At 43.2% G+C, this 20,208-nt stretch carries 23 protein-coding genes; all 23 read right to left on the reverse strand.

The features are described from left to right. Window positions 1-9 precede the first annotated feature (9 nt). The gene (locus tag N5C46_RS04850) at window positions 10-867 is read right to left on the reverse strand and encodes a MinD/ParA family protein (RefSeq protein ID WP_261751151.1); all 858 of its coding nucleotides are present in this window, start codon (window positions 865-867) and stop codon (window positions 10-12) included. Then, window positions 848-2,008, reverse strand: a complete 1,161-nt coding sequence (flhF, locus tag N5C46_RS04855) for a flagellar biosynthesis GTPase FlhF (RefSeq protein WP_261751152.1) — start codon at window positions 2,006-2,008, stop codon at window positions 848-850. The genes N5C46_RS04850 and flhF overlap by 20 nt, the downstream gene beginning before the upstream one ends. Next, window positions 2,005-4,041 carry a flagellar biosynthesis protein FlhA gene (gene flhA / locus N5C46_RS04860; protein ID WP_261751153.1) on the reverse strand — a complete coding sequence of 679 codons (2,037 nt, stop codon included), beginning with the start codon at window positions 4,039-4,041 and terminating at the stop codon, window positions 2,005-2,007. Before flhA ends, flhF begins: the two co-directional genes overlap by 4 nt. Before the next feature lie 18 nt (window positions 4,042-4,059). Next, entirely contained in the window at window positions 4,060-5,142 is a 1,083-nt protein-coding gene (flhB, locus tag N5C46_RS04865; protein WP_079531444.1) for a flagellar biosynthesis protein FlhB, read from the reverse strand. Between the two features lies 1 nt (window position 5,143). Then, on the reverse strand, window positions 5,144-5,920 hold the full coding sequence (fliR, locus tag N5C46_RS04870) for a flagellar biosynthetic protein FliR (protein ID WP_098440765.1): 777 nt from the start codon (window positions 5,918-5,920) through the stop codon (window positions 5,144-5,146). Window positions 5,921-5,924: 4 nt separating this feature from the next. Then, complete coding sequence (gene fliQ, locus N5C46_RS04875) at window positions 5,925-6,194, reverse strand: flagellar biosynthesis protein FliQ (protein WP_034760208.1); 270 nt, start codon at window positions 6,192-6,194, stop codon at window positions 5,925-5,927. A gap of 14 nt (window positions 6,195-6,208) precedes the next feature. Further along, window positions 6,209-6,874: a flagellar type III secretion system pore protein FliP gene (gene fliP, locus N5C46_RS04880; RefSeq protein WP_034760209.1), complete on the reverse strand. Its 666-nt coding sequence runs from the start codon at window positions 6,872-6,874 to the stop codon at window positions 6,209-6,211. Continuing rightward, entirely contained in the window at window positions 6,867-7,505 is a 639-nt protein-coding gene (locus tag N5C46_RS04885) for a flagellar biosynthetic protein FliO (protein ID WP_261751154.1), read from the reverse strand. Before N5C46_RS04885 ends, fliP begins: the two co-directional genes overlap by 8 nt. 23 nt (window positions 7,506-7,528) lie before the next feature. Further along, window positions 7,529-7,891 carry a response regulator gene (locus N5C46_RS04890; protein ID WP_034760212.1) on the reverse strand — a complete coding sequence of 121 codons (363 nt, stop codon included), beginning with the start codon at window positions 7,889-7,891 and terminating at the stop codon, window positions 7,529-7,531. 42 nt (window positions 7,892-7,933) lie between these two features. After that, a complete protein-coding gene (fliY, locus tag N5C46_RS04895) occupies window positions 7,934-9,094 on the reverse strand; it encodes a flagellar motor switch phosphatase FliY (RefSeq protein ID WP_261751155.1) in 1,161 nt (386 codons plus the stop codon). Further along, on the reverse strand, window positions 9,087-10,085 hold the full coding sequence (gene fliM / locus N5C46_RS04900) for a flagellar motor switch protein FliM (protein WP_261751156.1): 999 nt from the start codon (window positions 10,083-10,085) through the stop codon (window positions 9,087-9,089). The genes fliY and fliM overlap by 8 nt, the downstream gene beginning before the upstream one ends. Before the next feature lie 28 nt (window positions 10,086-10,113). Continuing rightward, the gene (gene fliL, locus N5C46_RS04905) at window positions 10,114-10,524 is read right to left on the reverse strand and encodes a flagellar basal body-associated protein FliL (RefSeq protein ID WP_034760815.1); all 411 of its coding nucleotides are present in this window, start codon (window positions 10,522-10,524) and stop codon (window positions 10,114-10,116) included. A gap of 11 nt (window positions 10,525-10,535) precedes the next feature. Then, a complete protein-coding gene (locus N5C46_RS04910; RefSeq protein ID WP_034760220.1) occupies window positions 10,536-10,751 on the reverse strand; it encodes a flagellar FlbD family protein in 216 nt (71 codons plus the stop codon). Window positions 10,752-10,807: 56 nt separating this feature from the next. Continuing rightward, the gene (gene flgF, locus N5C46_RS04915) at window positions 10,808-12,037 is read right to left on the reverse strand and encodes a flagellar basal-body rod protein FlgF (protein ID WP_261751157.1); all 1,230 of its coding nucleotides are present in this window, start codon (window positions 12,035-12,037) and stop codon (window positions 10,808-10,810) included. Between the two features lie 72 nt (window positions 12,038-12,109). Then, the gene (locus N5C46_RS04920; RefSeq protein ID WP_261751158.1) at window positions 12,110-12,499 is read right to left on the reverse strand and encodes a TIGR02530 family flagellar biosynthesis protein; all 390 of its coding nucleotides are present in this window, start codon (window positions 12,497-12,499) and stop codon (window positions 12,110-12,112) included. A gap of 11 nt (window positions 12,500-12,510) precedes the next feature. Beyond that, window positions 12,511-13,140 (reverse strand): flagellar hook assembly protein FlgD, encoded by a 630-nt coding sequence (gene flgD / locus N5C46_RS04925; RefSeq protein ID WP_261751159.1) that lies wholly within the window; start codon window positions 13,138-13,140, stop codon window positions 12,511-12,513. Window positions 13,141-13,148: 8 nt separating this feature from the next. Then, the gene (locus N5C46_RS04930; protein ID WP_261751160.1) at window positions 13,149-14,414 is read right to left on the reverse strand and encodes a flagellar hook-length control protein FliK; all 1,266 of its coding nucleotides are present in this window, start codon (window positions 14,412-14,414) and stop codon (window positions 13,149-13,151) included. Window positions 14,415-14,445: 31 nt separating this feature from the next. Then, window positions 14,446-15,036: a MotE family protein gene (locus tag N5C46_RS04935; protein ID WP_261751161.1), complete on the reverse strand. Its 591-nt coding sequence runs from the start codon at window positions 15,034-15,036 to the stop codon at window positions 14,446-14,448. Between the two features lie 4 nt (window positions 15,037-15,040). Further along, window positions 15,041-15,487 carry a flagellar export protein FliJ gene (fliJ, locus tag N5C46_RS04940; protein ID WP_261751162.1) on the reverse strand — a complete coding sequence of 149 codons (447 nt, stop codon included), beginning with the start codon at window positions 15,485-15,487 and terminating at the stop codon, window positions 15,041-15,043. A gap of 5 nt (window positions 15,488-15,492) precedes the next feature. Then, window positions 15,493-16,812 (reverse strand): flagellar protein export ATPase FliI, encoded by a 1,320-nt coding sequence (gene fliI / locus N5C46_RS04945; RefSeq protein WP_261751163.1) that lies wholly within the window; start codon window positions 16,810-16,812, stop codon window positions 15,493-15,495. Next, the gene (gene fliH, locus N5C46_RS04950; protein ID WP_261751164.1) at window positions 16,809-17,582 is read right to left on the reverse strand and encodes a flagellar assembly protein FliH; all 774 of its coding nucleotides are present in this window, start codon (window positions 17,580-17,582) and stop codon (window positions 16,809-16,811) included. The genes fliI and fliH overlap by 4 nt, the downstream gene beginning before the upstream one ends. Continuing rightward, on the reverse strand, window positions 17,575-18,588 hold the full coding sequence (gene fliG, locus N5C46_RS04955) for a flagellar motor switch protein FliG (protein WP_034760239.1): 1,014 nt from the start codon (window positions 18,586-18,588) through the stop codon (window positions 17,575-17,577). The genes fliH and fliG overlap by 8 nt, the downstream gene beginning before the upstream one ends. Before the next feature lie 11 nt (window positions 18,589-18,599). Next, window positions 18,600-20,198, reverse strand: a complete 1,599-nt coding sequence (gene fliF / locus N5C46_RS04960) for a flagellar basal-body MS-ring/collar protein FliF (protein ID WP_098440778.1) — start codon at window positions 20,196-20,198, stop codon at window positions 18,600-18,602. Between the last annotated feature and the right edge of the window lie 10 nt (window positions 20,199-20,208).

Here is a 20,208-nt window from a genome sequence, read left to right on the forward strand (position 1 = left end):
TCAGGGCTTTTACCTCCCAAAAAATAATTTTCGAATTGTCCTTACAAACCCTGTCCCTTCACGTTCCCTTTCTCTCGTACCTGTCAGGCGATGAACCATCGTATGCAGGCTCAGTGTCATGGCTGATGCAGGATACCCCACAACGATCGGCGTTTGGTTAACGACGGCCTTCCTGACAGCTGAATCCTCTGGAAGTACCCCCAGGGATACGATTTCCTTGTGAAGGAATTTCCTCATTGTTTCTTGTAATCTAGTAATGGTTTGAAGCCCTTCGTTCTTGAATTCCGCCCGATTACATAAGAGATAGAAGGGTTTTTCCCCGTCCTTCATGTAGATGTATTTCATCATTGAATAGGCATCGGTAATGGAGGTCGGTTCTGGAGTGGTGACAACAATGATTTCATCCATGGCGAGGAGAAATTCAAGTGTTTCCTTCGTGGCACCTGCCCCCATATCGAATAGAATATAATCATACTTATGAATCGCATATTCCATTACTTCAAAAAAGCGTTCCATCTGTTTTTCTTTCCACTCCACTATATTACTTAGGCCATTGCCCCCACTTATGTAAGAGATACCATGAATATTTTCACATATAATCGTGTCGATATCTAGTTCTCTTTCCTCAATGTAATCCATAATGGAGTATGAATGATGACTTCCAAGTAAAATATGAATGTTTCCCATCCCTATATCCATATCAAATAATAGTACCTTCTTATTCTCTTTACCAAGGAGGATGGAGAGGTTTGTAGATATATTCGATTTGCCGACCCCTCCCTTTCCACTTACGATCGCAATCGTTTTAGCAGGTTCAGAACCTGTGAGGAGCATTTTCCTCCTCAGGTTATATGCTTGATCTTTCATAGCTGAATCCTTTCATGAGCATACTTACGATCTCATCCTCTTTTACCTCGGTAATATCCTCGGGGACATCCTGACCATTTGTAACGTAGGCTGCACCGATCTTTGCCTCAGACATCATATTAATCATGCTACCGTAGCTTGATGTCTCGTCTGATTTAGTAAAGATGAAACGGTCAATATCAATAGAAGAAAATTGAGAAATGATTTCCCTCATATCCCGCTCTTTACTTGTCAATGACAGAACCAGGTAGGTTTCCATATGATGATCGAAATCGATGATCTTTTGCAAATCCTCTACGTATTTCCTTTCCCTGAAGTTACGACCTGCTGTATCAATGAATACATGATCGTAGTCCACGAACTTCTCGATTGCTTTTTTGAAGTCTTCCATTTTATAGACCACTTCAACAGGGACGTTCAGGAGGCCCGCATAGGTTTTCAATTGTTCGATCGCAGCAATCCGGTAGGTGTCCGTAGTGATAAAGGCTATTTTCATGCGTTTTTCTATCACGGCTTCAGCGGCCATTTTGGCAAGCGTCGTCGTTTTCCCCACACCCGTAGGGCCAATGACATTGATATATTTCCGGTTATAACTTATTCCACCAAAAGTGAGTTCTTTTAAATATTGGTGAAAAAAGCGTTTCACTTCTTTTTGAGCCCATTCATCCTTATTGACTGTGTGAATCGATTCACTTTTGATACTCTCTTCCATCGCATCTCCCAATTGAAATAGAGTAGCATCACTAACGTCCTGGTTCTTAAGGTGAAGCAGAACTTCCTTTACATCATCACTGAATTTCTCAAAATAGTTCCTGGAATTCATGGAAGAAATCATTTGCTTTAATTCCTTTAATTCTGTTTCTACCAATCGATTGGAATCGTTCTGTTCTCTTTCCAAGGGAGGTTGATTGACCCCTGTTGAAGCCTGCTTGGTTTTCACCCGGCTGATTTCCAGCTTTTCATTTTCAACCCCCGGGTCAATGGCTGCGATGACTTGAATCATTTTTTTCTTGAACAATCCGATAAAGCCTCCTGTGTATGAGACTTTGGAATTTAAAATGACTGCATCTTCACCCAGTTCTGCCCTGACCTTCTTCATTGCTTCATTCATGGATGGAGCCGTGTACTTCTTTACTTTCATCCTACATTCACCACCCCTAAACTTTGTACTTCTACATTTGCTTCTAATTCGTTATACGAAATGATTGGGACCTGTGGGAAATATCTTTCCGTTAACTGTCTTACATACATTCTCACAGCAGGAGAACAGAGAATGACGGGGGATTCCTCCATAAGGGAAAGCTGTTCCACTTGTGAGGCGACAGCTTCCAGAATGCCCTGAGAATCATTGGGATCCATGGATAAATAGTTGCCATGCTCTGTCTGCTGTATGGCATCGGCAATCATTTTCTCCACCTTTCCGCTCATGGTGACCACCTTTAAGGAAGTGTCCCCTTGAACATACTGATTCGTAATTTGTCTTGCGAGTGACTGTCTTACATACTCTGCTAACAAATCTGTATCCGAACTCATCTTACCGTAGTCGGCAAGTGTCTCGAAGATGATCGGTAAATTCCGGATGGAAACATTTTCTTTTAATAGCTTGGAGAGTACCTTTTGCACTTCTCCTACGGTCAATGGATTCGGTGTCACTTCCTCCACAAGTATCGGATAAGATTCCTGCAGATGATCGATGAGCTGCTTCGTTTCCTGCCTGCCAAGAAGTTCGTGGGCATTATTCTTAATCATCTCCGTGATGTGGGTTGACACCACAGAAGGAGGATCTACTACGGTATATCCGAATATCTCTGCCTGCTCCTTCATATCTTCTGCTATCCATTTAGCAGGAAGACCGAAAGATGGCTCGATTGTATCGATCCCTTCAATGGAGTCATCTTCCACGCCTGGACTCATGGCCAAATAATGATCTAAGAGGAGTTCCCCGCGAGCCATCTCATTTCCTTTGATCTTCAACCGGTATTCGTTCGGCTGAAGCTGGATATTATCCCGGATCCTGACAACAGGGATGACAAGGCCAAGCTCGATGGCCAACTGTCGTCTGATCATCACGATCCTATCAAGAAGGTCTCCCCCCTGGTTTGTATCTGCAAGTGGAATCAATCCATATCCGAACTCAAATTCAATCGGATCGACGTTGAGAAGGTTTACGACGCTTTCAGGACTCTTCATTTCGTCCTGCCCCACCTCTTCCTCCATTTCCAGCATGTCCGCTTCACTTTCTTTAGGTGTCCTTGACAACATATAACCACCGATCCCGAGTAAGGCTGCTACCGGTATCGTCAAAATATCATTGATTGGCGTGGCTATGCCCAGCATGAAAATGGTGAACCCGGATACATAGAGCATGACAGGATATGCCAGAAGCTGATTCATGATATCCTGCCCCAGATTTCCTTCAGACGCAGCCCTCGTTACCACGATACCTGTTGCTGTCGATATTAACAAGGCCGGGATTTGACTGACGATCCCGTCGCCGACTGTCAGAAGCGAGTAACGGGTTGCTGCCTCTGCGATAGGGAGCCCTTGTTGGGTCATTCCAATGATGATCCCAAATATCAGGTTGATCAAGACGATGACGATCCCTGCGATGGCATCACCCTTTACAAATTTGGATGCTCCATCCATCGCTCCATAGAAATCCGCTTCTCTCCCTACTTTTTCACGACGGTTCCTTGCATCATGCTCTGAGATCATCCCGGCATTTAAATCAGCATCGATACTCATTTGTTTCCCGGGCATGGCATCGAGTGTAAAGCGCGCGGCAACTTCAGACACCCGCTCAGAACCTTTCGTGATGACAATAAATTGTATGACGATCAGTATGATGAATACAACAAGTCCAACAAGGATATTCCCACCTACAACGAATGTTCCAAAGGTTTCCACAACGTCCCCCGCTTCACCTTTACTAAGGATCGATCTCGTTGTGGAAACATTTAGACCCAATCTGAAAAGCGTCAATAATAATAATAGGGAAGGAAATATAGAAAACTGTAACGGTTCGTTCATATTCATGGAGATTAGGAGGACAAGTAATGCAAGTGAAATATTCATGATGATCAATAAGCTCAATAACCAGGATGGGAATGGAATAATAAGCATGGCAACGATTAGTATGACACTGGCTAAAACGGATAAATCTCTTGCTGACATTGTTTCTCTCCTAACTGCTTACATCTGGTTTTTGATTCGGTAAACATAAGCTAAAATTTCTGCTACTGCCTTGAAAAATTCTTCAGGTACGCTATCGCCGATTTCTGCCGAGTCGTAGAGCGAACGCGCGAGCGGCCGGTTCTCTACCATGACGACGTCATTTTCACCTGCGATGTATTTTATTTTCTGTGCCAGGTAATCAACTCCCTTTGCCACGACATACGGGGCATCCATTTTATCCTCATCATATTTTAGGGCAATGGCAAAGTGAGTGGGATTGGTGATCACTACATCTGCCTCGGGTACTTCCTGCATCATGCGCCGCATGGCCATCTCCCGCTGTCTTTGCTTAATTTTAGACTTGATGAGAGGGTCCCCTTCAACATTTTTATGTTCGTCTTTCAGGTCCTGTTTCGACATCCGTATGTTCTTCTCAAAATCGTATTTTTGATATAGAAAATCAAAAAGTGATAAGAATAATAACGCAAGGGATGCTGCAATTCCCATTTGGATCGTGAGACTTGCCATGGTCGTCAAGGAATCTCCCACCGATTTAAAGGACAGACTCAACACCCGGTCGATGTTCATCCATAAAACGACAAAGGTAATGGCCCCTACAAATGAAATTTTCAGAATGGATTTTAATAATTCGACAATGGCACGCAGGGAAAAAATCCGCTTAAATCCTTTAATGGGATCGATTTTCTCCAACTTAGGCTGTAAGGGCTCTGTCGTGAACATGACACCCACTTGTATATAATTGGAGATCAAGCCGGCAACGAGGGCGACGAGCATGATCGGACCAAGCAGCAGGGCAATCTCCTTCATCAGGTCCATGGTGATGACTTGTACGGTATTTTCAGTAAGATCCATGAGCATGTATTCCTGAAACGTTTGATGAAACAAATCAAACACGATATCCCCTATATAAGAAGCACTGAAAGTCAGAAATAAAAAGACAGCCAGCAGAATGATGGCCGTATTGACATCCTGACTTTTCGCTGTTTGACCTTTTTTTCTGGCGTCATCCCTTTTTTTAGGAGTTGCTTTCTCTGTCTTTTCCCCACTGAAATACTGTAGGTCTAATGATAGCCACTGCAATTTATGTGCCTCCAATAATTTTCATTAAATCCCTCATGGTTACAAACATCATTTCAAACAATTTCTGCATGACCGTAAATGTGACCCCCATGACTATGAATAGCACGATGAAGGCTACCCCGATTTTTATGGGGAACCCAACCACAAAGATATTTAACTGTGGCACGGTCCTCGCTACGATGCCTAATGCCACATCTACCAGGAAAAGGGTCGCGACCACAGGAATGGACATCTGAAAAGCGATGATGAACATGGAATTAAAGGACGTAATGACATAATCGATTAAATTCTCATTTCCAAACGGAATCCAAGGGGAATCGATCGGAATCAATTGATAACTGTAAAAAATCCCATCGAGCAGTAAATGATGACCATTCAGGGCGAGCAATAACAAAAGGGCAAATGTGTACAAATATTGCCCTGTCAAAGGGCTTTGTGCTCCCGTTTGAGGGTCAATCACATTCGCAATGGCGAATCCCATTTGAAAATCAATGAAGCCCCCCGCTATTTGAATAGCCGTTACAATCATGTAGGCAACAAAGCCGATCAAAAGACCGATCATGGCTTCTTTCATGATCAAAAGGAAGTATTGCCCGTTGATTTCAAATGCCTTTGAGTCGATCGTATAGTACATGACCCATGATAGTACAACTGAAAAGGCGATTCGATGCTGTGCAGGTATATTTCGATATGAAAACAGCGGCATCGTGACAAAAAATGCCGAAACCCTCACAAAAACGAGTAGATATACCGATAGTATAGGTACGAGCTCTTCCATTCTACTACCCTACGAACCTTGTTAAATCTGAAAAAATCTGCGAAGTATACGTCACAAGCTTCGTTAACATCCAAGGCCCAAAGAAAACGATGCCAATCAGTACGGCCACAATTTTCGGAATGAATGCCAGTGTCTGTTCTTGAATTTGGGTTGTCGCTTGAAAAATACTGACAATCAAGCCGACAACCAGGGCCAGTAGCAGTAATGGGCCTGATACGACGAGAGTAACGTAGATACCCCGCTCTGCTATGGCAATTACGGATTCAGCATTCATGGTAAGTCACCTACTTAAAAGCTTTGTAAAAGAGATTTTATTACTAAATACCAGCCATCCACTAAAACAAATAGTAAAATTTTGAACGGCAATGAAATCATGACAGGAGGAAGCATCATCATACCCATCGACATCAACACACTCGCAACGACCATATCGATGACCAAAAAGGGGATGAAGATCATAAATCCTATCTGAAAAGCAGTCTTGATTTCACTCAATGCGAAAGCCGGCACTAAGGATGTGAGAGGAATATCTTTCACTGATTCGGGACGATCGGCCCCTGAATATTCCAGAAACAATTCCAGATCCTTCTGTCTCGTCTGCTTACTCATAAATTCTTTAAAAGGAATCGAAGCTTTCGTGTACGCTTCTTCCAGATTGATCTCCTCGTTAAATAAAGGTGTCAACGCTTCATCATTCACCTCTTGGAAAGTAGGAGCCATGATAAAGAAAGTAAGAAATAAAGAAAGTCCGATCAACACCTGATTCGGTGGCATTTGCTGAGTGGCAAGGGACGTACGGACGAAGGACAGGACAATCATGATCCGGGTAAAAGATGTCATCAATATCAGGATACTGGGTGCAAGGGATAAGACGGTAAAGAGTAGCAGCAGCTTTACACTGGTCGACACATCATCTGCTGAGCTGCTATTGAAAAACTCCATGAATTCATTCATCAGACTGTTTCCCCTTATTCTTTAACTCCTCGAGCATCTTTTTCCTACCCTTGTTCATTTCCTCAAGCTGTGATTTCAACTGAGCTTGAAATGACCTGTCCGTTTTATTCGGCGAAGATCCTTTGACTCTGTTCATCAAGCTGGAAACGGCATATTTGGTATCGGGGAATTGGGATTCTTCATAATAGGAAAGAATCTCTTCTTTCTCCTTTTCATCCCTTACCTCTTTCAAAAGCTGAATATCTTCACCCACACCCAGGACCAGTACCTGTCTGCCTACCTTTACGATCTGTACTGAACGGTTCCCCCCAAGTGGGGTCCCGCCTAAATGGTTGATTAATTTTGTTTGCTGAAATGATCTTCCTTTTTGATTAATGAACTTTAATAAAAAATATATGAGTGCCACTACAAAGATAAGGGCAACGATCATCTTAAGGTAATCTAAAAACGTAACGGAAGTGGCAAGCCCTGATTCAGAACCTTCCACTCCATCCGTTTGCTGCCCCTCGCATGTATCCGGATGCTCTATGCAGTCTTTCACATTATTCACTTCAGCAAATGCTTTCATATCCCCGGCGGCTGCCGTGAAGATGAAAAGCAATATTGCAAATAGCATTTGAAACTTTTTCAATACATGCACCTTCTTATTAACTGTTAGCTTAACGCTTTCTGGATCGCTTCGATTACACGATCCGCCTGGAACGGCTTGACGATAAAATCTTTCGCACCAGCTTGAATCGCATCGATGACCATGGCTTGTTGGCCCATGGCTGAACACATAATGATTTTTGCAGAGGCATCAATCGACTTGATTTCCTTTAAGGCAGCAATCCCATCTTTTTCAGGCATGGTAATATCCATCGTCACAAGATCGGGTTTTAACTCCTTGTATTTATCCACAGCCTGACTTCCATCCGCTGCTTCCCCTACTACGTCAAATCCATTTTTCGTTAAAATATCTTTGATCATCATTCTCATAAAGGCTGCATCATCTACAATTAGAATCTTATTCGCCATTACCCTCATCCTCCATTATCTCTAATTAAAATCTTCTATTATTTATTTCAGTTTTTTAATTCGATCACTCTGACTAACAATGTCGGTTATCCTGACACCAAAGTTCTCATCGATGACAACGACTTCCCCTTTGGCCATCAACTGGCTATTCACAAGGATATTGACCGGCTCTCCCGCCAACTTATCGAGTTCGATGATCGAACCAGACGACAACTCAAGGATGTCTCTGACTGATCGATTCGTTCTTCCAAGCTCCACCGTCACTTGAAGTGGAATATCCAACAGCATATTTAGATTGTTACTTTCCTGCTGTCCCAGTGGAGCAGGCTCGAAACTGCTGAATGTAGCCGGTTGTACATGTACGGGCTCAGATTGTCCGCTTTGTTCCCCCAGATGCTGAGAGTGGGACTGATGATGCGGGTTCGTGCTTTCATGGATCCCGCTATATACCGGTTCAGGAACGGAATGCGGTGCTTCCACCATACTTGGTGCCGATGCAGCCGCCACTTCCTCTGTCGCACCACCATTCATTAATTCATCCACTAAGCTTCTGGCAAAGGATAGGGGAAGGAGCTGCATGATATTAGAATCAATCAGATCTCCAATTTTCAACGAAAACGATACTTTAACAAGCAGGTCTTGATCTGGGATGTTTTCTTCCCCTTCTCCCCGGGGAATGTACATAAGATCAATGGATGGAGGTGAAATATCCACCTTCTTACTGAATACAGTCGACATGGATGTAGCGGCTGAACCCATCATCTGATTCATGGCCTCCTGTACAGCGCTGAGCTGGATTTCACCGAGATCCCCGGATGGGTTTCTTCCATCGCCGCCAAGCATCAAGTCGGCAATGATGGACGCATCCGATTGTTGGATCACGAGCAAATTCACACCGGAGAACCCTTCCGTATACTGAACCTGAATGGCTACATAAGGATGAGGAAATTCCTCTTCTAAATAGTTCTTGTCAATGATGGTCACTTTAGGGGTCGTAATTTCCACCTTCTGATTTAATAAGGTGGAAAGTGCGGTTGCAGAACTTCCAAACGATATGTTCCCGATTTCACCCAAAGCATCTTCTTCTATGGAGCTGATATAATCACTCATCTTAATTTCTTTGCGTTCTTCTACTTTTTCTTCTGGCTCCGCAGAACCACGAAGTAACGCATCTATTTCATCTTGCGATAACATATCACTCATCTTCGTCGTCTCCCCCTTTCAACGAATCTAAAATTTGCACGGCCATTTTTTTATTTGATTTACCAGGCTGTGCAGTGAATTTAGGAATCTCACCTATTTTTACAGTTAAAGGATCATCGATTCGTGTGTTCATTTCAATGACATCTCCAATCGAAAGCATCAGGAACTCTTCGATGGTGATGTCTGATTGTCCTAATTCAGCTACGATTGGAACTTGTGCCCTCTTGATTCTTCTTTCCAGCTGGGCGGTTTCTTCAGGGTTGCTCTCTTTCCGCTTTGATTCCATCCAATAACTGCCGGATAATTTCGGAAGGATCGGTTCCAATACAACGTGAGGAATGCAAATGTTGATCATTCCACTGGTCTCACCAATCGTTGTATTCAAGGAAATGACCACTACGGTTTCATTGGGAGAGACCATTTGCAGAAACTGTGGATTCACTTCAAACTCAGCAAACAAAGGATCGACGTCCACCACGGTGCTCCAGGCTTCCCTGAGATTTTCAAACGCCTTTTCAAATAGTTGGCTCATGATTCTCGTTTCAATTTCCGTTAAGCTTTCCACTTTATTGACACTGATCCCTCTGCCTCCCATGACCCGGTCCATCATCGAATAAGCAATATTCGGGTTGATTTCCATGAGGATCCTGCCATCCAAAGGCGGCAGTTCATATACGTTCAAAATCGTCATTTTCGGTACGGAACGAATAAATTCCTCATAAGGGATCTGATCAGCAGAAGCTACATTGATTTGAACGTACGTTCTTAGCTGGGCAGAGAAATAGGTCGTTAAAATCCTTGCGAAATTCTCATGGATCCTCGTTAAGCTTCTGATCTGGTCTTTTGAAAAACGCAGGGCTCTCTTAAAATCATATACTTTGACTTTCTTCTCTTCTTCTTCTTTCTTGAAATCATCCGCACTCATCTCCCCTGTATTGAGGGCTGATAACAGAGCATCAATTTCACTTTGAGACAATATTTCACTTGCCATCCCTTCACCTCCAAACCTTCAGGCCAATTTATTGAATCATCATAGAGGTGATATATACTCTTTCAACCGCGCCTTCCTGCATGAGGGAGTTCACTTTGTCTTTCACCTTTGTCTCGACCAATTCTTTCCCTTTTTTCCCTTGCAGTTCTTCTGCTTTCAATTCTGAAAGCTCTTCTATGATGATATTATTCACTTGAAAATCCCTTTTCGCTAATTCTTTCTTCGCTTTCTTACTATCCGTTTGAATCTTAAAAGAGATACGAATAAAGTCGTTGCTCATTAAATTGGTGGTCATTTCAGGTATGTCCACTGAGTTTTCAATCACTTCTTCAATGGAGGGACCTTTTGCTTCCTCATCCCCGGAAAACTTCAGCAATACCACCAGTGCTATGACACCGACGAGGGTAATGGTCACCAATGAGATCATCATGATGGTCATCGTTTTACTCTTCAATTTGTATTACCTCCCTCCTGGGGCAGATGAAGCAGATTCACTTTTTGAAAAAAGGTAAGTGAGCGGGAATTGACCTCATCCACTGATTCTTTCACAACATACCGTCTACCATTTGTTAATAGAATGGTAGTATCGGGAAATGCTTCGACTGTTTCTATGTATAGGGCATTCAACGTAAACGATTTACCATTCAGCCTGGTCAATGTAATCATTCATTTATTGGGAGTGACTGATCTCCTCAGCCACTCCCTTCCTCCCTTTCAAGGAATTAACGTTTCAAGTTTACAAGTTCCTGCAGGATTTCATCCGATGTTGTGATGATCCGGGTATTAGCCTGGAATCCACGTTGAGCTGTAATCATCTCGGTGAATTCTTCGGAAAGGTCTACATTGGACATTTCAAGGGACCCGGACTGAAGGGCTCCACGTCCTTCCCCAGCAACACCCTGGTTTGGAAGGCCGGAGTTATTGGAAGCCTGGAACAGATTATTACCTGCCTTTGTCAATCCGCCGGGATTAGAGAATGTGGCCAGAGACAGCTGACTCAACACTCTCACTTCCCCGTTTGAAAATACTCCATTTACTTCACCGGAAGAACCGATATTGAAGCTTTCAAGATATCCTTCTGAGTTTCCATCAACCGTATCTACATTGGCAGAGGAGGAGCTGTCGAACTGAGTGATCTTGGAGAAGTCCAGATCTATATCTTGAGTTGGATTTGCTCCAGTTGAGTTATTTATTGTGATGGCAAAAGGAACATATCCTGAAGCTGGTGATTGCACTTTTCCGGCATTGTCAAAAGAAATTGTTGTAGTTTCATTAACAGTGACACCCGGTGTCAAACTTGATACAGTGGCCTCCCATTGATTTAAACCTGTCTTCTCCATCACGATTTTCAAACTGATGTCCTGCCCCAATGAATCTTTCACTTTTGTCTCTAATTCTACTTGGGTATTATTCGGTGCACTGGACTTCAAATTCCCATTATAAGTAGCCACACTAGTCGCTTGAGGCGCCATAGTAGTATTAGTATCAATCTTAATATCTGCCGTACCACTCTTATTGACCACTCCTGCAGCATCAACGGGATACCCTTGAACTAGATTCCCCTGACCCGTCACAAGATTTCCGTTAGAATCCAGGTAAAAGTTCCCGGCACGTGTGTACATTTCGTTATTTCCCTGTCTCACAACGAAGTATCCATCTCCTGATATGGCGACATCCAATGAGCGTCCGGTAGTTTGAAGACTTCCCTGCGTCTGGATTGTATCGATGGATGATAAGGACGATCCAAGCCCTACTTGCTTTGCATTTTGCCCTCCCCGGTTGTCTGTTGCCCTGCTGGCACCGGACACGGTTTGATTCATGAGATCCTGGAATGTGACCCGTCCTTTTTTATATCCGTACGTATTGACATTGGCGATATTATTACCGATTACATCTAATTTGGTCTGAAAGTTTTTCATTCCACTTATACCTGAATACATTGAACGTAGCATGAATGTTTTCCCCTTTCGTATGTGCTGCTTCAGTCATTCCACAGCATATAGGCTTCCTTCTCGAGGTCCGGCCTATGAATCGATTAATATGGTTCCATTAATGTTGGTGAATATTTGAGAATTTGCCTCTTCACGGTCCAAAGCGGTGATCACCGTTTGGTTCTTGGCACTTACAATCAATGCGGCATCTTTCAGAATAACCAGTGAGTCCTGTACACCCTTATTCTTCGCTTCTTTCACTTTCTCCCCAATCTTTTCCCACGTTTCAGAAGGAATAGAGATTCCTCTTTGTTCCATCCTTATTTTCGCATGTTTGCTGATTTGCAATGGAGAGACATCTTTGATCGCCTTATCCAATTGAGTCGCAAATGATGCAGAAGAGCGGGCAGATCGATTAACTGCTTTACTATGATAATTAGACGTTATGGGTTGCGGTGAGCGGTGAAAGAACGTTTTTTCCATAAAACCACTCCCTAGGATTCAATTTTTAACAATGCAATACTTGAGATTTTTTCACCTGAATCGGTATGAATCCATATTTGGGAATCCTTCTTCGAAACGGATTGAACGACTCCGCTCAATTCCCCATCTTCCCCACTCCATGTCACCTTCTTGCCTATTAAGAGGGATGCGCTTACGAGAGATGACTCTCCGCTTCCTGAAGTATTGACTTGAGAAATATTCCCCGGATTCAAAATCGTGCCATCTTCCATGATGAATTCAACCGAATCACCTTTAAAACGGACACCCTTAACGAGTCCTTGTCCTTCTTGAATTTCAGGTACTTCATCTGATTCTGATTCAACAACCTTATGCCAGGTCACTTCTTTCCCTACAAATTGATTATAAGAAATCAGTTGGGTCTGACTTTGTGTATCAACGAACTTCTCCATCGTCTTGGTCAGATTGGTCATTTGCTCCAGAGAAGAAAATGTCGCCATTTGTGCGATGAAATCCTTGTCCTGCATGGGGTTCATCGGGTCTTGATTTTGCAATTGGGTCATGAGGATTTTAAGGAAATCATCTTTCCCTAAAATATCCCCCCCTGTTTCACGCTTAGCCTGAACGTTGGAATATAGTAAACTGGGATCTATTTTCGTCATGTCATCACCTATATTTCAGTATTTACGAGATAATCTTTGAAGGACTGAGTCTCCTCTTCATGGGTCGATTGGGATTGATCGGATTGTTTATGCTGATGGGACCCCTGACCGGATTGTCCTTTATGCTGACGCTCAGTTTCCGAGAATGCCTGTGATATTTCAATCTTCTCAACGTTCAGGTTCTGGGCACTGAAAGCATGTTTCAATCCATGAATTTGTGAATCCAGCATTTCTTTCGCACCTGTGGTTGAAGCAAGGATCTTCGCTGTCATGACCCCATTCTGCTGCAATAATTCAATCCTTATTGAACCCAATTGTTCTGGATACAGTTTAATCAGCAGCTTACTCATATTTGGTTGGGATATCATATTCGATTTACCCAGGATATTATGAAATTCTTTAACAAATTGCTCGTATTGAAGGGAGCGGCCGGTCGATGGCAGATTCATTGAAAAGGTTTCAGCCTTGGGCAGAACAAAATGAAGATTCGTTCCTTGAACCGGTTGAATTCCTTTCTTTTCGGCCGTGGAGCCATGCATATCAGGATTCTGATTCATCGTTTCTTCAGGTACCCGGCGCGTATAGGCTTCTCGCAGAATCCTTGACCAGTCACCTGACGTTTGTTGAAGTTTTGGTATGGTACCCTCTAACCCGGATTGAATATTCTTCACCAATTCTTTTACCTCTGCTGCTTTCGATGAATCTGTGACATGCATATCACGATTACGAGCAAAAAGGTCCAATACCTTTGCCAATTTGACGACGCCTTCTATTTGACCCTGGCCATTTAATTCTTTCAAATAATTTTCTACAGAAGACTTTCCGGCCTTGGTATCCTTTGTAAGAGCGGACTGTAATAGTTGAAGTGTACCAATAAGGTCTTCATAAACATCCTCAACCTGCTCCGGATCGACAGGTGATCCCGTTCCCACCATGACTGACTTCAATTCGGAAAAAAGTGTTTTGATTCCATCAGTACTTATGCCAAGAATGTCTGCAATCTGATTAACATCAAGTTCTTTCACTTTTGAGAGTTGATCCAACTGCTCTTGAGTGAGGCCGAGATCCTCCAGTTTGCCAGCTTCCAGGATCGCTTCAAGATTTACGAGAAAGGACGGGGCATCCACTGATTTGACTTCCTTCAATTCACTGCTTTGGTTGGCGACAAACCCCAAAAGATGCTGTGAAAAGCCCGTTTCTTTTTTGGGAAGATTCCCTTCCTTATACAGGGGTGATGCAGCGTTTACCCTTTGTGTAGCGATTCCGATTTCCATTTATTCACCTCCTTTAAAGAAATAAAACGGATCATTCCTCCGCTGATAGGAGACTTGTGTATCTTGCAGCATCCTTTGGCGGCATCTTTTCTAAAATGTCTGCCAGCGTATCTGGCTTTATAGTTGAAAGGATCTTCATCGCCTCTTCATCTTCCATGTTCATGAGAACCGGGGCGGCGCTTTTCGCAGACATCGCTTCAAAGGTATTGACTACCTCCTTAAAAGCCCGTTTGTTGTCTTCACCAATCTGCCTTAATTCATTCATTTCTTCCTTCTGTTGCTGGATGGTTGCCTGAAGTTGCTCGTTGTCACTGTCTTTTTTATCCATCTCACTTTGAAGCTGGGCTATTTTGGCTTCTTGATCTTCTATCGATGCGTTTAATGAAATAATTCTCTCTTGTAATTGTTTCCTGTCCTCTCCATCATCTGAAGGGATGACCTTTGCCAAAAGAGGAATTTCCGACCCTAGTGATTGCGCTTTTTCAAAGATATTGATCCCCGCAAACGTCATGATGACCAGAGCGAAGGTGATAGCAAACAAGAGAGGAATGACGATGATAAAAATGAATCTTTGAAAACGATTATGCGAATCTTTCTTTTCCTCTTCGATTACCTTTGCCATGAAATCACCTAACTCCCCGTTTCAAATATTGAACAACCGACACTTCGTCTAACTGCTTATTTTCCATCGATTGGATGTTTTGAAGAAACCGCTCTAAATCTTTTTCCTTCATCTTTTCATACTTTTTTACTTCTACATTCATATCAATCAGTTTTTCTTCATACCAATTCATCCGATTCCTCGCTTGGATCACTAGATCCTGAAAATAAGAGATGGTCTTTTCAAGATTAGTGATGAACTGTTGATGATGACGGATATCCTGGACAGATAAGCCCCCCTGTAATTTACTCTCCTGATGGAGCTCCAGGGTTTCTTTCTTTTTCAAACATTCATATAGCTTACCCGCAACTGTTTCAAACTTTTCTATGGAACCCCTGTACATTTCCTGGACTTCATCTTTCTCTTTTTCTTTCAATGTTAAAATTCGTTGGAATTTATATTGATAACTCATTCGGATCATCCACCTTTTTCCGATAGCTTGATAAGCTCTTCAACACTCGAGGGTAGAGAAATCTGTTCGTAGACACCCTGCTTCAGGAAGGAGATGATTCCCGGATAATAGTTGATGGCTTCATCCACTTCACGGGAGGTCCCTTTTTTGTATGCCCCTATTTGAATCAAATCTTCTGAGTTCATATAGGTACTCAATAACTCTCTTATTCTTGTGGCAGCTTGTAGATGTTCTTTAGATGCGAGGTGGTTCATTAACCGGCTGACACTCTTCAGGATATTGATGGCAGGATATTGGCCGCGATTCGAAATCTGACGGTCGAGAACGATATGACCGTCGAGTATCCCCCTCACTGTGTCTGAAATAGGTTCGTTCAAATCATCACCATCTACGAGAACGGTATAAAATGCCGTAATGCTTCCATGGAGGTTTGTTCCTGTTCTCTCGAGCAGCTTAGGTAAAATAGCGAAAACGGAAGGAGTATACCCTTTGGTTGTTGGCGGTTCCCCTACTGCCAACCCGATTTCCCTCTGTGCCATGGCTACCCGGGTGGCAGAATCCATCATCAGCATGACGTTCATGCCTTTATCACGGAAATATTCCGCAATCGCTGTTGCCGTAAAGGCGCCTTTAATTCTCATGAGGGCAGGCTGGTCGGATGTGGCAGCCACTACAATCGTTCTCTGCAATCCTTCTTCACCTAAATCTCTTTCAATGAATTCTCTTACTTCCCGTCCGCGTTCCCCTACCAATGCGATGACGTTTAAATCGGCTTTCGTGTTTCTGGCGATCATTCCAAGTAATGTGCTTTTCCCCACACCACTTCCGGCAAAGATACCCACCCTTTGCCCTTTACCGACGGTCAGCATGCTGTCGATGGCTTTTACGCCAACTTCCATTTTTTCATCAATGGGAGGTCTTGATAGCGGATTGGGTGGTTCCTGTTCTGTATAGGCAGTGCTTAATCCAGAAGGTAATTGACTTCCATCAAGGGGATGACCCAGGGAATCTATCACCTTACCAATTAGAGATGGCCCGATTTTGATTTCCAATGGTTTTGCCGTTGCTTCGACTAAACTGCCTGGTGATATATCCTGCATATTGGTATATGGCATAAGGATGACCAAATCATCATTAAACCCGACGACTTCTGCTTGTATCACTTTCTGTTTGCCACGGGAGAGAATATGGATATGACATACTTCACCTACAGAGCTTTCAGGACCTTGGGACTCGATCATCAACCCGACTACCCGTTTCACTTTCCCGAACTTCTTGAATGTCGGGATATGGGGGATCTGAGAGATAAGATCTGCTGCTTTCATTCAACATCACCTTCAAGAAGGTGGTGGAGCTTCAGCTTCAATTCTTTCAATTGAGAATCCACACTGACAATGACCCGCCCTTGATTCGTCTCAATGTAGCATTCCTCAGGGAGAAGGTCATCGTTTGCATAGATGAAACATTGAATATCAGTTGGGAACATGACTTCGAGTTCAGACTTGTTCTCAGCAAGAAGCTTATGTCTCGTTGGATGCACATGTATCTGGATATGAGGCAGATCCCTCACTTCCTTAAGCCCCCGTTCCACGATGGAAAGGAATAGATCAGGTTCATCCTTCAATTTTTGATTCATGATTTTCCCGGCACATGCTATCCCAAGATCTATAATGACTTTCTCTGCCCTTTGGATGTAACCCTCATACTGTTTCCTGTTGCTCTCCGTAATCTCGTTTGCTTCCTGCAGTTTGTTCTCATATTCCTGGTAGCCTTTCTTTCTGCCTTCTTCCTCACCTTGCAGGAATCCGGCATTATATGCCTCTTGCATAAGCTGCTCCCGTTCTGTTATCCATCTTTCTTTATCAAGTAACAACCTTTCTTCTTCGCGACGAATCTCCTTATTTGCTTCCCGGATGATTCGTTCTGCTTCAATGGTCGCTTGCTCTATGATTTGATCTCTTCGAAAAGAGGCACTCCCTATTAACCTATCTTCCTCCGGGGATGCTTCTTCAACCCTCTTCATTCTCTTAAGAGAGATTACTTTCCCGTTGTCTTCAATAGATTGAGCTACGGTAGACTTTATGATCCTAGACAATGATATCGTCTCCTCCACCACGGGCAATGATGATTTCACCTGAATCCTCTAACCTTCTAATAACTGCTACAATCCGTGACTGAGCTTCTTCAACATCCCGTAATCGGACCGGACCCATGAATTCCATTTCTTCTTTAAGGGTCTCAACCATCCGGTTCGACATGTTTCTGAATACCACTTCTTTCACTTCATCACTTGACACTTTAAGTGAGAGAAGCAGATCTTCATTATCACAATCCCTGATCACACGCTGGATGGAACGGCCATCGAGTGTGACAATATCTTCAAATACAAACATTCTCTTCTTGATTTCTTCGGCTAATTCCGGATCTTGGATCTCCAAGGCATCAAGTATCGTCTTCTCTGTTGAACGATCTACCCCGTTCAATACTTCCACTACCGCTTCCACCCCGCCGGTTTGTGTATAATCCTGTGTGACGGTCGCCGAAAGCTTTCTTTCAAGGATCGCTTCCACCTCACTGATCACTTCAGGAGAGGTTCCATCCATCACCGCAATCCTCCTTGCGATATCTGCCTGGACTTCCTGAGGAAGCTCTGAAAGTATCTGACCTGCTTGTTGAGGGTCAAGATAAGATAGAATCAATGCAATCGTTTGAGGATGTTCATTCTGGATGAAGTTAAGAATTTGAGCTGCATCGGCTCTTCTTGCAAAGTCAAAGGGTTTGACCTGTAAGGAAGAGGTCAGGCGATTAATGATCGCTGTAGCCTGCTCAGATCCAAGAGCCTTCTCCAGGACCGTCTTCGCATAGCCGATCCCACCCTGTGAGATATAGTCCTGTGCAATGGCGATTTGATGAAATTCCTCTAAAATATCTTCCTTAGCTTCCGTTTCTACCTTCTTCACTCCAGAAATCTCTAATGTTAATTTCTCGATATCTTCTTCTGACAAATGCTTGTATACGGATGCTGATACATCTGGACCAAGAGAGATCAGGAGGATGGCCGCCTTTTGTTTACCTGTTAAACCTTTCTCTCTTCTAACCATGTTCATTCCTCCTAATCCTCTGCTAACCAGGTGCGTAACAGTTTTGCAAATTCTTCCGGTTTATCTTTAGCCATTTTTTCCAGCTGCTTACGGCGAATCGAACCTTCTGTCTCTTCTTTAGGTTCAATATCCGGGATCTGGACCGGCTCTCTTGTTTCTTCATATTCCATTTCTTCAATCGATTCTTTCTTTCTGGAACGTAATAAGAAAAATACTAAAAGAAGAATCACTACAAGGAGAATGCCACCCACAACATATGTCCACCATGGCAGGACAGGCTTCTCTTCAGATGCAACATCCACTTTCCCATTGAACGGCTGAACCGAGACGACTACTTTTTCTGCAATCGCGTCATCCGTGAGTTCAGGGTTCGCTTCCTTATCAATGGACGTGCGTACGATCGTGGATAATACTTGACGTATATCATCGACCCTATTCTGTGGTAAGGACGATTCTTTTTCGGGATCAGGCGGTTCTACCATGACCTGTATCCCAAGGTCCCTAATCTTGTAAGGACTTTCTACAATCTCTTTTTTGATCCGGTTGACTTCATTATTAATGGTTTCTTCCATCCGTTCATAGTCACCATTCGATTCTGAACTGGAGCCGTATGTAACACCGCTGTTTGTCGGTTCGTTGGCATCCCCGGCCCCTGGTGTCCCTCCAGGAGCAGCACCTTCACCGGAGAACGTTTCTGTTATCCGCTGAGCACTGACTGCGATCCCCTCCATATTTTCTTCATCGACAGGAGTCACAATGTTTTCTTCGCGGTTTTCCTGGGTAAAGTCAATATCAGTTGTGACGGAAACCACTACCTTATTAAAGCCGATCAGCGTACCGAGCATATTTTGAACCTGACGTTGAATATCACGCTCGACTTCTTTCTTTACATTCATTTGCTGGGCAAAATTTCCGCTTCCCGTTGAATTATTTTGAGATTCTAAATCAAAGTACTCAAAATATTGATTCATGATGGCGATATTCTCAGTAGGAAGGTCTGGAACACTTTTCGAAACAAGATGATAAAGTGATTTGATTTGCTTTTGATCAAATGTGAAACCCGGCTTCGTATCCAGGACAATGGAGGCAGATGCATTTTGCACATCATCATTTAGGAAAATCTGTTTTTCAGGAAGATTGATCATGACCTTTGCATCCTGGATCCCGTCAATACCCTTCATCAAATTGGCTAATTCCGTTTGCATGGCGTCCAATTTCATGACGTTGAACTCATTATCGGTCATACCGAATCCGGCATTCTGACTGAAGAAAGAATAGTCGATGCTCCCAGAGTTAGGTATCCCCTCTGCAGCCAGTTCAACTTTCAGTGTATCCACCTGCTCTTTAGGGACCATGATGGTCGATCCACTATCGGTAATTTCCGAGGGGATCCCCCTGCCATCCAGATTTTCTTTGATGGTTCCCGTTTCAGAAGGTGACAAATTACTATATAAGGGTTCGAGAGTCGTCCTCGTTGAAAAATAACTAACCGCACTGATCAGGATGACGGCAATCAGAAAGATGGCTCCCATGCTGATTTTTTGTTTTTTTGTTCTACTTGTCCAATAAGTCTTTATTTGCTCTGTATATTTCTTAAACGATTCATTCATTACAATCCTC

The sequence above is a fragment of the Rossellomorea vietnamensis genome (genome assembly GCF_025398035.1).
Taxonomy (GTDB): domain Bacteria; phylum Bacillota; class Bacilli; order Bacillales; family Bacillaceae_B; genus Rossellomorea; species Rossellomorea vietnamensis_B.